Below are 13,892 nucleotides of genomic sequence, written 5' to 3'. Positions count from 1 at the left end.
TCATGGCCCGCCCGCCGATCGACCCGCGCCTGTGGCGATACGCCCGCTCGGCGCGCAGCTACCTGGCGGTGAGCGTCGCACTGTCGCTGGTGATCACCGGCTCGATCGTGGTCGGGGCGGTCATGCTCGGACGGGTGCTCAGCGGGGTCGTCACCGATCGAGACCGTCGCACCCTCGGCGCGTGGACGGCCGAACTGACCGTACTCGCGCTGGCGATCGCGGGCCGGGCGCTCGCCACGTGGGTGCAGTCCAGGCTGGCGCATCGGGCGGGTGCGAGCGTCGTCGCGGAGTTGGAAAACGCGGTGCTCGCGACAGGCGCGCGACTGCCCCCGCGCGAACTCGACACGCGCCGAACCGAACTGGCGGTCGTCGTCGGTACCGGGCTGTCCGGGCTGCGCGGTTACCTTGTCGGGTATTTGCCCGCCCTCCTGCTGGCGGTGCTCGTCCCGCCGATCGTGCTGACGGTGATCGTGCTGCACGACCTGACCTCCGGCGTGATCGTGCTGCTCACGCTGCCGCTGATCCCGGTGTTCATGATCCTCATCGGGTTGCTGACCCAGGGACGCGCCGAGGCCACGCTCGCTGCGACGACTCGGCTTTCGGATCAACTGCTCGACCTGTTCGCGGGGATGCCGACGTTGCGGGCGCTCGGCCGCGAGATGGGGCGCGCGCACGATGTTTCCGTGCGGGAGCACGATGCGGCGACCGGTGGTGGCCCTGCCGCGAGTTCCCATGGCAGTGCCGCGGGTCCGGAAGCGGGCACCATGCAGCATCGCGTGCGCGATCTCGGCGACGCGCTGCGCAGGCGCACCATGCGTGCCTTGCGTCTCGCGTTCCTGTCCTCGATGGTGCTGGAGATGCTCGCGACATTGAGTGTGGCCCTTGTCGCGGTTTCCATCGGCCTGCGCTTGGTGTTCGGCGAGATGAGCCTTTACGCGGGTCTGGTCTGCCTGGTACTGGCCCCGGAGGTGTATCTGCCGCTTCGGATGGTGGGTGAGCGTTTTCATGCCGCGCAGGACGGAATGGCCGCTGCGGATAAGGCTTTCGCAGTGATCGGGTCGGCGTTGGTCGCGGCAGGGCGATCTGCTGGTTTCGGGTCGGGCGAATCGGCGGATGGTGCGGTCGGATCGAAGGTATTCGTCGCACCGGGCTCGGCGCTGGACGCAGCCGGCTCGCCAGGTGGTCCAGGGTCGGACGCTTCCGTGGGCGATGGGGCTGGATCGATCGAACTGCGCGCTGTCTCGGTCCTGGCGCGAAACGGATTCGCGCCGTCGGAGTTGTCGGCGGTCTTGCGACCTGGTGTGGTCACTGTGCTGGCCGGGCCGAACGGCAGCGGGAAATCGACAGCGGTGCAGGCGATCCTCGGTCTCGTCGCGCCGGAGCACGGCTCGGTGACTGTCGACGGCATCGACGTGCGGGAGCTGGATTGCGACCGCTGGTGGGCGCGCGTGGCGTGGCTTCCGCAGCGACCGGTCCTGGTGCCCGGAACCCTGCGGGACAACCTCGAACTGCTCGGCGCGCCGGCCCGCGGTGTTCTCGACGATCTCGAAGCAACCTGTGTCGCGACCGGTTTCGACGCCGTATTGGCTGACCTGCCGGACCGGTGGGACACCGTGGTCGGGCCGGGCGGTGTGGGTTTGTCGCTCGGCCAGCGCCAGCGCCTCGCGCTGACCAGGGTGCTCGCCACCGACCGCCCGATCCTGCTACTCGACGAGCCGACCGCGCACTTGGACGCCGCGAACGCGGCGACCGTGCTCGCCGCGCTGCGGGAGCGGGCACGCGCGGGCGCACTGGTGGTTGTCATCGGCCATCACCCCGCGGTGCTCGCCGCGGCCGACCATGTCGTCCGAGTCCGTGCCGACCACGCGGTGGTGGCGAAATGAGCCGCCCACGCACGCTGGAAACCCGTGTCGGCGGCACGCGGGTCAGGGATGCGAAGGATAGGGATCCGACGCTGCGGACCGACGTCGGCACGGGGAAAAGCCGGGCTGTGACAACAGACTTGCCGGAGGCGAGCACGACGCTGTGTAGTGATCTGCGTCGGATGTGGGCACTGCTCGAGCTGTCCGGCTGGCGGGTCGCGGTGGCGATCGCGTGGGGTGTGGTCGCGCTGGGCAGTGGGCTCGGCCTCGCGGCGCTGGCGGCATGGCTGATCGCCCGCGCCTGGCAGATGCCGCCGGTACTCGACTTGAGTATCGCGGTAGTCACGGTCCGCGCGCTCGGTATCACCCGTGGTTTGTGCCGCTACCTGGAGCGTCTCGCCACCCACGACGTCGCGCTGCGCGCCATGACCTCGGCACGCACGACGGTGTACCGAACATTGGCCCGGTCGGACTTCTGGCTGCTGCGGCCGGTGTCTTCGAGCAGTGAAGCCGACCGGTTGCCTGGGCGTGCGGATCGGTCTGCTCCGGATGACTCGCGCACCGGCGGCGCGGACCGATCCGGCAGCGCCGGTCGCACTCCGCCCCGCCGCGGTGATCTCCTGGTCCGGGTCGGCAGCGATATCGATGATCTGGGCGCGGTGGTGGTGCGCGTGTTCGTGCCGGTCGTGGTCGCGCTGGTACTGGCTGTCGCGGCGGTCGGGCTGCTGGCGACGATCTCGACGGGTGCGGCGGTGATTCTGGCCGGGACGCTCGCGTTGTCCGGGCTTGTCGGGCCGTGGTTGTCGGCCAGAGCGGCCCGCGAAGCCGAACGTGCCGTACGCGCGGACCGTGCCGAGTTCACCGCGCGAGCCCTGTCAGTTCTCGACCACGCGGCCGAACTCCGTGTCGCGGGTCGCCTCGACGCCGCCTTGGCCGCCGCCGCGGACTCCTCGCGCCGAGCGGTCGCCGCGGAGGACACCGCGGCCGGTCGAAGCGCATGGGCGGCAGCGGCTACGCCGCTCTCGATCGGCGTCAGCGCGCTCGGCGCTCTGTTGATCGGTATCACCCGCTACGGCCCAGACGGTGGCACAGCGGGCGCGATGACCCCGATGGCGCTGGTGGTGCTCGTCCTACTGCCCCTGTCGGCATTCGAGGCGGTTGCCTCGCTGCCGGCGGCCGCGCAAGCGCTGACAACTGCTCGCGCGGCCTTGCACCGTCTGGTCAGGTTCGAAGGCCATCCACCTGCGCGCGACGTCTCGGCCATCGACGCGCTGCCGTCCGACCGCTCGGGGAGTGCGGGTGTCGGGTCGAGCACGGCGACGATTCCGCGGCTGTCGGAGAGATTTCCGGCCGGGGTCGTCGGTGCACCGGACAGTCCGGTAGGCGCAATGACGTTGTCCGCTGTGCCGGAATTGCCGGAGGGGCGGCGGATCGCGGTTGTCGGCCCGAGCGGCGCTGGGAAGACGACTCTGTTGATGGCGTGGGCGGGGCTGTTCGGCAGCCCCCGTCGTGATGTCACCTTCTTCGCGGAGGATGCGCACCTGTTCGGGACGTCTGTCTTGGAGAACCTGCGGGTTGCCCATGGCGATCTGGTCGAGGACGAGGCCGAAAGCGCGTTGCGCGCAGTCGGTCTCGGCGACTGGCTGGACGCCCTGCTGGACGGGGTGCACACCGGCTTGATCGGGGGAGCGGCCGCCGTCTCGGGTGGCCAGCGCCGTCGTATCCTGCTCGCGCGCGCCCTTGTCGCACCGGCCCGGGTGCTGCTGCTCGACGAGCCGACCGAGCACTTGGAGGCGGACGCGGGTGACCGAGTCCTGCGCGACCTGTTGGACGCCGAGAGCGGTCTCGTCGGACCCGATCGAATCGTGGTCGTCGTCACACATCGACTGCCGCCGGATCATCGGGCCGACGCGGTCGTCCAGGTTGACGCATCAGGTCTGGTGACAACCGTTTTCCCGGCCAAAGGCGAGCACGTTTGCGCCCACCGAGAAATTCCGTTGCCCAGCCACTGACACCTCGCTAGATTCATTGGTACACGAGGAAGGAGGTGGTTCGAAGAATGGTTATTCATAGGACACGTGAGGTGGCTGTCCGCTAGCGCCACCGCTGCAGGTGGATTCGCCCGCGCGAGCGCTGAGCGTAATCCAGGCAGTCACCCGGCCCCCGAGCCCCGGTCTGTCCGACCGGACCCGTGCGAGTAACGCCGCACAGGTATGGCTCGGGGGCCGTTTCCTTTCGGCGGTGGTGCTGTCGCGGACAGGGCGCGCGTACTGGCGCCGGAGCCCGGAGAATCTATTACCGGCGGGGTGCGGTCGACCGACAGCAGCCGGGAAGGGGCCATAGATACGCGCTACTCCGGGTGTCCGACCACAGTGCTTCGGACACACGGAGTGCGGAGCGAACGCGCCGCTTCAGCCTATGTAGCGCTGGAGACGGGCCGAGAGGCGAGGTTTGAGCGGTCCGTCGGCGACCACCCGTTCCTCGACGTAAGCCAAATCGCCATCTTCGACGATGCCGTAAAGGCGCTTGGCGCCGCCGACAACGTCGCCGGACTGGCTGCGGATCACCACGTCGGTGGCCAGTTCCCAGGACGACTGGGTGAGGGCTTGGCCGTAGAACAGCTCGACGATGCCGGTGCTGTGCGCGAGCAGCAATTCGATGACCTCGTCGTTGCCATCGTTACCGACCCGCCAGAAGCCGCTCTCGCGCAGATCCGGGCCGTCGTAGTTGCCGTCGGTGTCGATGACCCAGGAACGGGAATCCCAGGCGAGATAGTCGCCGCCATCGTGCGAGACGACGATCTGTTGACCGAAGCGGTAGTCGCCACGCTCGGAAGAGTTGCCTTCACCTTCGCCGCGCCACACGCCGACCAACGGCAGCAGAGCGAGCATCGAGGAACTCAGATCCGGTCCGAGTCGTAAATTGGCGGTGTCCTCGGGTAACGGGAGGTCCGGCAGGACCGGAATGTTCCGAGTGCCGGTCGCTTTCGCCCGTTCGGCGGCGTCGGCGACCGCCCGGTCGCCACCACGACGCGAAGCGGCATCGGCCGGAGCATTGCCGTTCATGTGTTCACTCGCTCGCTCGGCCGGATCGGAACCTTCGCTCGCGAGTTCGCTCATGACTCGGTGAACAGCCGGTAGAAGACGTAGAGGCCGAACCAGCCGATCAGCACGGCCACGGCCACCAGCAGAATCTCGAAGAAGAGGACCACGGTCGAAGTCTAACGACTTCCGTGCCGCCACACGCACACGGCCCCGGTGCCTCCCGTCACAGTGGGAAGCGGCCGGGGCCGGGCGCCTGCGTGCGGTTGCGTTACTTGGCGACCGCAACCTCGACGGCGTGGATGCCCGCGCCTTCCGGGCGTACCTCCGCGGACCCGTTGCCCGCCGAGGACAGTGCCCGGACCGTCCACGCGCCGGGAGCCGCGAAGAACCGGAAGTCGCCGGTCCCGGAGGCGACGACCTCAGCGGTGAAGTCACCGTTGCCGTCGAGCAGACGCACGAACGCGCCGCCCACCGGCTGACCGTCGATGCTCAGGACACGTCCGGTGATGACCGTTTCCTTCTCCACGTCGACGCCCGCCGGGATGGCCTGACCTTGGGTAGGTGCTGCACACATAGTGATTACGCTCCCAACGCGATCGGCGCGCCGACGAGGGAACCGTATTCGGTCCAGCTCCCGTCGTAGTTCTTGACATTCTGGTGGCCGAGCAGTTCCTGCAGCACGAACCAGGTGTGCGAGGAGCGCTCGCCGATCCGGCAGTACGCGATGGTTTCCTTCTGGCCGTCCAGACCGGCTTCCTGGTAGATCTCGGTCAGCTCGGCATCGGACTTGAAGGTGCCGTCCTCGTTCGCGGCCTTGCTCCACGGCACGTTGATGGCGGTGGGGATGTGGCCGGGACGCTGGCTCTGCTCCTGCGGCAGGTGGGCGGGAGCCAGGATCTTGCCGGTGAACTCGTCGGGCGAACGGACGTCGACCAGGTTCTTGGTGCCGATGGCCGCGATGACCTCGTCCCGGAACGCGCGGATCGTCAGGTCGGGCGCGGCGGCCTTGTACTGGGTGGCGGGGCGGTTCACAGCCGCGGTCGAGAGCGGGCGGCCTTCGAGCTCCCACTTCTTGCGCCCGCCGTCGAGCAACTTGACGTTGTTGTGACCGTACAGCTTGAAGTACCAGTAGGCGTACGCGGCGAACCAGTTGTTGTTGCCGCCGTACAGCACGACCTCGTCGTCGTTCGAGATGCCGCGTGCCGAGAGCAGATCGGAGAACTGCTCCTGGTTCACGAAGTCGCGACGAACCTGATCCTGCAGGTCCTTCTTCCAGTCGAGCCGGACGGCACCCTCGATGTGACCACCGTCGTAGGCGGAGGTGTCCTCGTCGACCTCGACGAAGACGACGCCGGGGGCGTTGAGGTTCTCTTCGGCCCAGTCAACGGAGACCAGGACATCGGAGCGAGCCATTGTGTTCCTTTCAGAGATGACGTGCAGGGTCAGTTCGATGCCGGGGACCCGGCGGTGTGCGCGTCCGAACCGGAAGCGGCTGTTCGCGAAACCACCGAGGGCTCGCGAACACCGCCGATCGGACCGGTCCGACGAAGGCGGGCGACCAGCGGATAGATCTGGCAACCCAGGCAGATCCCGAACGCCGCGTTCAGGAACGCCGCGAACAGGGCGAAGCCGGCGAAGATCGCGCCGACGACGGTGACGCCGAGCGCGAAGCCCAGCAAGCTGACGGCCGCGAAGGCGAAGCCGAGCAGTTGTGCGAACCGCAGCGGAGCCACGGGCTCGGTCTCGCTGGTCGGGGCACGGCGCGGCGCGACGAAGGTGGCGTAGATCCGGCCGTATGGGTGACGGCGCGGACCAACGGCGGCGCCGACGGCGAAGACGACCGCCTGCACTCCGATCAGCGCTGCGGCGGCGACGGGCGAGAATGCGGCGGCCACGAGGACCAGAACGAGGACGGCGGTGGTGATCCACGCGGTGAATCGAGGACCGCGGACGTCGACCTGATCGACGGAAGTGGACGAAATTTGGGAATAATTACGGGCCTGGGTGGACATTGGGCGTACTCCTGCGCTGAATATGTCAAATGACTGGAAAGTTGCCAGCTCGCCGGGGGATCGTGTGATCACGCACGCGGCGGACAGCGGTCGGCGTCAGGAAATCCGGAAAAGCCGACCTATCAGCGGCACAGGCAGCAACAACCACCGAGCCGACACAGATCCACTGTGCGGCGTCGGGTGAGCATCAGCTCGTGGTTGTCAAGCACGGAGGTAGTTTACCCAATTCGGCCGGAGAAATGGACCCCGGGGGTCGTCACATCCGTCAGGGGGGCTTGTCGTCGCAGCTCAGGCGGCCGCGGTGAGCGGTTCGAGCGCGGAGTGCAGATCTGCGGCCTTCGGCACGCCGGAGATCCGGAAGCGCTCTCTGCCTTCGATATCGAAGACGAATATGGTGGGCAGCGAGAGGACATTCAGCTCGCGCGCCAGTGCCGGTTCGGCATCGATGTCGACTTCGATGTCCAGCGGTGGCTGTGCCGAGTGCGCCAATTGCTCTGTGACATTGGCAACTACCCGGCGAACAGCGGAGCACGGCCCACACCATTCGGCGGAGAAATGCAGTACCGCAGGACCGGAACCGGTCACGCCGACCGTCGCGAGCAGGTCGGCGCGTGCCGATTCGGCGGTCTCGATAACGGTCGCCGGCCGCACCGTGCCCTCTCGACGGCGCAGCACCATGCCTACCGCCAGCGCGGCGAGCAATGTCACCGCCAGGATTGTGAACTGGATCATGGTCGCTGCAATCGGTCGAGGTCGATCGTGACGTTCACGCCCTTGCCCTCCACCACGATCTGTCCACCCTGGGCGGACACTTTGGTGGGCCGAACTCCGAACGGCAACTCTTTGGTGTCGATGGTACGGGTGAACCGGGCGAGCACCGCGGGCCGATCCGCCTCGGTGATCACCGCGACCGGCGTGGGCTCGGTGCCGGGGCCGCCGCGATAGAAGCCGGTCGCCACGATCTTCACCTGGTCGTCGTCGAGCAGTAGATCCGCCTGCACGCTCACCTTTTCGCCGCCGAACTGGGTTCCTGGGGTCTCGGGCAGGGTGCCGGTCAGTACCAGCGCACCCGTCGTGGTCATGCCGGATCCACCCGACCCGCCGGTTCCATCGGACTTGTCCGCCGGGCGCGAGTGCACCTGCAGATCGGGGATGCCGAACAGCCTGCCGAGTTCGGTCGGCTCCACCCGCACCCTGCTGTCCACCCGCTCCACCGGGACGCCGCGCAGGCTGCCATCGACCAGTTCGCCCAGCGGCAGCCGCACGCCGGTCAGTGTCGCCTCCAGCGCGATCTCGCCTGGAATGTCCAGTCGCTTCGCGCGGGCCCGGATCTCGACGTAGTCGTAGCGGCTGTCCCAGGCCTGGCCGATGAACGGGAATCCGTGGATCGTCACCTCGGGGTCGGCGGTGAGATCCGCGCCGTCGCGCAGCGCGCGCGAGACGCGGTACTCCGAATATGCCGCGGTGCCGAAGTCGATGACGACCGCCAGTCCCGCCAGGCACAGCAGGCCGATGATCAACTTGCGCATGCGCTAGGCCGCCTCTCCGCGTTTCTTGCCGACCATGGGCGCCGCGAGAGCTGCGTAGCGGGGTGGCGGCTGGGTTTCGGCAGTACTCGGTGAGTTACCCATGTAGGCACGATATCTGCCATCGCGTTGTGGAGTGCCCCGGAGTCGCCCGGAGCGGGTTGAGCACCCGGAACGCGTGGTCATACGGGGTAACGCGCTAATCTTGCATCCAATCACCTGTGATCGGCGACGTGGCTGCGGCGGTGCTGCCGTTGTCCGCGGAGCTACGAGATGGGAGGCGGGCTTGTGGAGCTGCTCCTGCTTACCTCCGACCCCAACCCCGAGTCGGTGTTGCCCTCGTTGGCGTTGCTTGCGCACCACGTGCGCCCGGCGCCCACCGAGGTGGCATCGCTGCTCGAGGCAGGCACCGCGGACGTTGCCTTGGTGGATGCGCGCACCGATCTGGCCGCTGCCCGCGGCTTGTGTCGGCTGCTCGGCAGCACCGGTTCGTCCGTGCCGGTAGTCGCGGTGCTCACCGAGGGCGGCCTGGTCGCGGTCAACGCCGACTGGGGCCTCGACGACATTCTGCTGCCGAGTACCGGCCCGGCCGAACTCGATGCCAGGCTGCGGTTGCTGGTCGGGCGCAGCGGCGGCGTCGCGAGCCCGGAGAACACCGGCAAGATCACCCTCGGCGAGCTGGTGATCGACGAGGGCACCTACACCGCGCGGCTGCGCGGTCGCCCGCTCGATCTCACCTACAAGGAATTCGAGCTGCTCAAATACCTCGCGCAGCACGCGGGCCGGGTATTCACCAGGGCGCAGTTGCTGCAGGAGGTGTGGGGCTACGACTTCTTCGGCGGCACCCGCACGGTCGATGTACACGTCCGCCGCTTGCGTGCCAAGCTCGGCAGCGAGTACGAGTCGCTGATCGGCACAGTGCGCAATGTCGGCTACAAGGCGGTGCGACCGTCGCGGGCCACGGGAAAGGGCGAGCCGGTCAGCTTCTCGGACGGCGACGCCGAGGGCGCCGACGACTCGCCGCTCGCGCCGGCCCAGGGTTCGACCCAATGAGCTGACGCGGTTCTCCGCGCCGGTCTGTGGTGGCGGCAGTTCGCGGCAAGTGTGCTCGGTCGTCCGGAAATGTGGGCCGCCTCGATAACGTTGCCCAAGGAGAACCCGGATCGGGTCCGATGGCGTGAGGAGCGGAGGCCGATGAGCGGCGTGACAACACAATGGACCGACCGGCCGGACGCGAAGACGGCGAGTGGGATTCGGGACCTGCTCGAGCGCGCCGCCAGCACCGACGGGGTCGCCCCGGTTTCCGAGCAGACGGTGTTGTCGCTGACCTCCTCCGATCCTGCGGTCGCCCGCCATCTGCTCGCGCTGCGCGAGGATGTGCTCGTCGGCTATGCGAATCTCGTTCCGGCACACGGAGATCACCCGGCGATGGCCGAAGTGGCCGTGGACCCGCCTGCGCGCGGTCATGGCATCGGAACCGATGTGGTCGCGCTCGCGCTCGCGGCGGGCGGACCGGGTGCCCGAGTCTGGGCCCATGGCGATCGGGCGCCGGCCAAGGCGGTCGCGGCCCGGCTCGGCTTGCGCACGGCACGCGAGTTGTGGCAGATGCGGCGATCGTTGGTGACGCCGGAACTCCCGGAGTTGGTCGTGCCGGACGGCACCGTACTGCGCACCTACGCCGGACCCGCCGACGACGCGGAGTTGCTGCGAGTGAACAACGCCGCCTTCCACTGGCACCCGGAACAGGGCGGCTGGACCGAACGGGACATCGAGGCTCGCCGGGCCGAGTCGTGGTTCGACCCGAAGGGCCTGTTCCTGGCCGTCGACGCCGCCGACCCTGGTCGCGTCCTCGGATTCCATTGGACCAAGGTGCATTACGAGCAGGACCCGCCGATCGGTGAGGTGTACGTGGTCGGTATCGATCCGGCCGCGCAAGGCCGTGGACTCGGCCGGCTGCTCACGGTGGCCGGGCTGCGCCACCTGCGCGACAGCGGTCGTGGCGAGGCATTGCTGTACACCGAAGCCGACAACACCGCCGCGGTGCGGACCTACACCCGCCTCGGATTCGCCCCGGCGCACATCGACGTCGCCTACGCGGTGGTGGCGGCCGAATAGCGGCCCCCCACCGAGTAATACTGGGGCAGACATCACACCCACCGGGCGCATTAGCGCCGGGCTGTTCACTCACCGTTCATCCAGGTTGGTCGAACTGTCAACCACGTGACTTTAGGTTGAGTGAGGGCAGCACACGTTGCTGCCTGGTGCGCGAGTTCCCCGCGAACAGCACCACAGCACCCGTCCGGGCCGGTGAGGGACCGGACGAGTAGGACGCGATTCCGGAGGAATAGTGAATCTCAAGCGCAGCAGCGCCCTAGTGGGTGTGCTGGCCGTCGGCGCCATGGCGCTCGCCGCCTGTGGCAGCGACGACAACAGCGCGACCGACACGAGCAATGTGGCCAAGGTCGACGTCGCGTGTGGCGGCAAGTCGGCCCTCAAGGCCAGCGGCTCTTCGGCGCAGAAGAACGCGGTGGAGCGGTTCATCGCCGCTTACGAGAAGAACTGCGATGGCGCCACGCTCAACTACACGTCGAGCGGTTCCGGTGCGGGTGTGAGCGAGTTCCTCGGCGGCCAGACCGATTTCGGCGGCTCCGACTCGCCGCTGAGCGCCAAGAAGGACGAGCCGGCCAAGGCCGCCGATCGCTGCGCGTCGCCCGCGTGGAACCTCCCGACCGTGTTCGGCCCGGTCGCGGTCACCTACAACATCGATGGCGTGACCGACCTCGCGCTGGACGGTGCGACCGCCGCCAAGATCTTCAACGGCACCGTGACCACCTGGGACGCCCCGGAGATCAAGGCGCTGAACCCGAACGCCCAGTTGCCCGCCGAGCCGATCGCGGTGATCTTCCGCAGCGACGAGTCGGGGACCACGGACAACTTCCAGCTCTACCTCGATGCCGCTTCCGATGGTGCGTGGGGCAAGGGCGCGGGCAAGGCGTTCGCGGGTGGCGTCGGCGCGGGTTCGAAGGGCAATGAAGGCACCTCGGCCGCGGTGAAGAGCACCAAGAACTCGATCACCTACAACGAGTGGTCCTTCGCGAAGGCGCAGAACCTGTCCATCGCGCGGATCATCACTTCCGCGAGCAAGGATCCGGTGACGCTGAGCGTCGCGTCGGCGGGCAAGGCGATCGAGTCGGCGAAGATCTCCGGTCAGGGTAACGACCTGGTCATCGACACCTCGTCGTTCTACAAGCCGTCGGTGGCGGGCGCGTACCCGATCGTGATGCCGACCTACGAGATCGTGTGCTCGAAGTACAGCGACGCCGGTACGGCCAAGGCGGTCAAGGCATTCCTGACCACCGCGGTCGGCAACGGCCAGCAGGGACTGGACGAGGCCGGGTACATCCCGCTGCCCGAGCAGTTCAAGACCAAGTTGACAACCGCCATCAACGCCATTTCCTGATCGCATACCCATGACCGTGCACGACGAAGTTACCGCCGCTGGCCAGCCGGACTCGACCGGCCAGCGGCTGGGCGGAGATACTGCGCTCATGCCGAGCAAGCCGAGTAAGCCGAGCACCGACACGGCCGCCACCGGCGGTCGCCGTCACAGTCAGCGGGCGGAAATCCTCTTCCGCTCGCTGGCCACGACGGCGGGCGCGATCATCGTCGCCGCCATCGCCCTGATCGCGTTATTTCTGCTGATCCGGGCGGTGCCTTCGGTGCTGGCGAATGACGCGAACTTCTTCACCAGTACCGAGTTCAGTACTTCGGACGCCAACCATCTGCGGTTCGGTATCCGGGACCTGTTCATGGTGACGGTGCTCAGTTCGCTCTTCGCGCTGGTGCTGGCAGTTCCGATCGGCATCGGCATCGCGCTGTTCTTGACGCACTATGCGCCGAAGTCGCTCGCGCGACCCTTCTCGGTGCTGGTCGATCTGCTCGCGGCGGTACCTTCGATCGTGTTCGGTCTGTGGGGAATTCTGGTGCTCGCTCCGCAACTGGAGCCGGTACAGAACTTCTGCAACGACAACCTCGGCTGGCTGTTCCTGTTCTCGGACGGCAACATTCCGCTGGCCAGTGGTGGCACCATCTTCACGGCCGGCGTCGTCCTCGCCGTGATGATCCTGCCCATCATCACCTCGGTCAGCCGCGAGGTCTTCACCTTGACGCCGCGGGCGCACATCGAAGCGGCACAGGCGCTCGGCGCGACGAAATGGGAAGTCGTCCGGATGACCGTGCTGCCGTACGGGCGAAGCGGCATGATCGCCGGCGCGATGCTCGGCCTGGGCCGAGCGCTCGGTGAGACGATCGCTGTCCTGATCGTGCTGCGGACGGCCGCGCAGGCCGGACACTGGTCGGTCTTCGACGGCGGCTACACCTTCGCCTCCAAAATCGCCTCGGCCGCTGCGGAATTCAGTGAACCGTTGTCGACCGGTGCGTATATCGCGGCAGGCTTCGTGCTGTTCGCGCTGACCTTCGTCGTGAATGCGCTGGCGCGGTTCGCCGCGGGCGGAAGGGTGAACGGGTGATGACCACCTCGACGTTGGACCGGCCGATCAAGGCTCCGACCTTCCGCACGGTGAGCATGGCGCGCCGGATGCGCAACAACCTCGCGACCGGATTGGTCTGGCTGTCGTTCGGCATCGCGCTCGTGCCGCTGGGCTGGGTGCTGATCATGGTGGTCAGCAAAGGCTTCCATGCGGTGGTCCGGGCGAACTGGTGGCAGAACTCCATGAAAGGCGTACTGCCCAACCAGTTCGCGGGCGGCGTCTACCACGCGATCTACGGAACGATCGTGCAGTCGCTGGTAGCGACGGTGATCGCGGTGCCGCTCGGCATCATGGCCGCGGTCTATCTGGTCGAGTACGGCCGCGGGCTGCTGGCCAAGACCACGACGTTCATGGTCGACATTCTGGCCGGTGTGCCTTCCATCGTCGCGGCGCTGTTCATCTTCGCGCTGTGGATCGCGACGCTGGGCTTCCCGCAGAGCTCGTTGGCGGTGTCACTCGCCTTGGTGCTGTTGATGTTGCCCGTGGTGGTCCGCAGCACCGAGGAAATGCTCAAACTGGTGCCGCATGAATTGCGCGAAGCGTCCTACGCACTCGGCATTCCCAAGTGGCGGACGATTCTGCGGATCGTGGTGCCGACCGCGCTGCCCGGCATGATCAGCGGCATTCTGCTGGCCATCGCCCGGGTGATGGGCGAGACGGCTCCGGTGCTGGTGCTGGTCGGCTACAGCAAGTCGATCAATACGAACATCTTCGACGGCAATATGGCGTCGCTGCCGTTGCTGATCTATCAGGAGTTGGCCAACCCCGAAGCCGCTGGACGGCAGCGGGTCTGGGGAGCGGCTCTCACGCTCATTCTCATCATCGCCTTCCTGTACCTGGCGGCGGCGGCCCTGAACCGGCTGCTGACGCGGAACCGATAGAGCGGAACGGATTACCG

At 67.5% G+C, this 13,892-nt stretch carries 13 protein-coding genes; 7 read left to right on the top strand and 6 right to left on the bottom strand.

Features of this window, described 5'->3' with window-relative positions:
* Positions 1-2 precede the first annotated feature (2 nt).
* Together AB0B25_RS14845 and cydC are read left to right on the top strand one after the other, a co-directional pair.
* Positions 3-1,883: an ATP-binding cassette domain-containing protein gene (locus AB0B25_RS14845; protein ID WP_357178728.1), complete on the top strand. Its 1,881-nt coding sequence runs from the start codon at positions 3-5 to the stop codon at positions 1,881-1,883.
* Positions 1,884-2,044: 161 nt separating this feature from the next.
* The gene (gene cydC / locus AB0B25_RS14840; RefSeq protein ID WP_357179001.1) at positions 2,045-3,874 is read left to right on the top strand and encodes a thiol reductant ABC exporter subunit CydC; all 1,830 of its coding nucleotides are present in this window, start codon (positions 2,045-2,047) and stop codon (positions 3,872-3,874) included.
* Positions 3,875-4,273: 399 nt separating this feature from the next.
* Here the strand turns inward: cydC and AB0B25_RS14835 are convergent, their stop codons facing one another.
* From AB0B25_RS14835 to AB0B25_RS14810, 6 genes are all read right to left on the bottom strand, one after another.
* Positions 4,274-4,981, bottom strand: coding sequence for an FABP family protein (locus AB0B25_RS14835; protein WP_357178725.1), 708 nt, complete (start codon positions 4,979-4,981; stop codon positions 4,274-4,276).
* A gap of 193 nt (positions 4,982-5,174) precedes the next feature.
* Complete coding sequence (locus AB0B25_RS14830) at positions 5,175-5,480, bottom strand: DUF1416 domain-containing protein (RefSeq protein WP_357178721.1); 306 nt, start codon at positions 5,478-5,480, stop codon at positions 5,175-5,177.
* Between the two features lie 5 nt (positions 5,481-5,485).
* On the bottom strand, positions 5,486-6,319 hold the full coding sequence (locus tag AB0B25_RS14825) for a sulfurtransferase (protein ID WP_357178719.1): 834 nt from the start codon (positions 6,317-6,319) through the stop codon (positions 5,486-5,488).
* Positions 6,320-6,348: 29 nt separating this feature from the next.
* Positions 6,349-6,888 carry a DUF4395 domain-containing protein gene (locus tag AB0B25_RS14820; protein WP_357178999.1) on the bottom strand — a complete coding sequence of 180 codons (540 nt, stop codon included), beginning with the start codon at positions 6,886-6,888 and terminating at the stop codon, positions 6,349-6,351.
* A gap of 318 nt (positions 6,889-7,206) precedes the next feature.
* Complete coding sequence (locus AB0B25_RS14815) at positions 7,207-7,650, bottom strand: thioredoxin family protein (protein WP_357178716.1); 444 nt, start codon at positions 7,648-7,650, stop codon at positions 7,207-7,209.
* A complete protein-coding gene (locus tag AB0B25_RS14810) occupies positions 7,647-8,447 on the bottom strand; it encodes an LmeA family phospholipid-binding protein (protein ID WP_357178715.1) in 801 nt (266 codons plus the stop codon). Before AB0B25_RS14810 ends, AB0B25_RS14815 begins: the two co-directional genes overlap by 4 nt.
* Positions 8,448-8,732: 285 nt before the next feature.
* On the opposite strand from AB0B25_RS14810, the gene AB0B25_RS14805 reads away from it, so the two are divergent.
* From AB0B25_RS14805 to pstA, 5 genes are all read left to right on the top strand, one after another.
* Positions 8,733-9,497 carry a response regulator transcription factor gene (locus tag AB0B25_RS14805; RefSeq protein WP_357178996.1) on the top strand — a complete coding sequence of 255 codons (765 nt, stop codon included), beginning with the start codon at positions 8,733-8,735 and terminating at the stop codon, positions 9,495-9,497.
* A gap of 141 nt (positions 9,498-9,638) precedes the next feature.
* Positions 9,639-10,559: a mycothiol synthase gene (gene mshD, locus AB0B25_RS14800; protein WP_357178712.1), complete on the top strand. Its 921-nt coding sequence runs from the start codon at positions 9,639-9,641 to the stop codon at positions 10,557-10,559.
* A 232-nt stretch (positions 10,560-10,791) separates the two neighbouring features.
* On the top strand, positions 10,792-11,904 hold the full coding sequence (gene pstS, locus AB0B25_RS14795) for a phosphate ABC transporter substrate-binding protein PstS (protein ID WP_357178709.1): 1,113 nt from the start codon (positions 10,792-10,794) through the stop codon (positions 11,902-11,904).
* Between the two features lie 88 nt (positions 11,905-11,992).
* Positions 11,993-12,973 carry a phosphate ABC transporter permease subunit PstC gene (pstC, locus tag AB0B25_RS14790; protein ID WP_357178993.1) on the top strand — a complete coding sequence of 327 codons (981 nt, stop codon included), beginning with the start codon at positions 11,993-11,995 and terminating at the stop codon, positions 12,971-12,973.
* A complete protein-coding gene (gene pstA / locus AB0B25_RS14785) occupies positions 12,973-13,875 on the top strand; it encodes a phosphate ABC transporter permease PstA (protein WP_357178707.1) in 903 nt (300 codons plus the stop codon). The genes pstC and pstA overlap by 1 nt, the downstream gene beginning before the upstream one ends.
* Positions 13,876-13,892 lie beyond the last annotated feature (17 nt).

This window comes from Nocardia sp. NPDC049190, from assembly GCF_040648115.1.
In the GTDB taxonomy this organism is placed as follows: Bacteria; Actinomycetota; Actinomycetes; order Mycobacteriales; family Mycobacteriaceae; genus Nocardia.
Note: the sequence above shows the minus strand (reverse complement) of the source record. Positions and strands in the feature narration are given on the sequence as shown.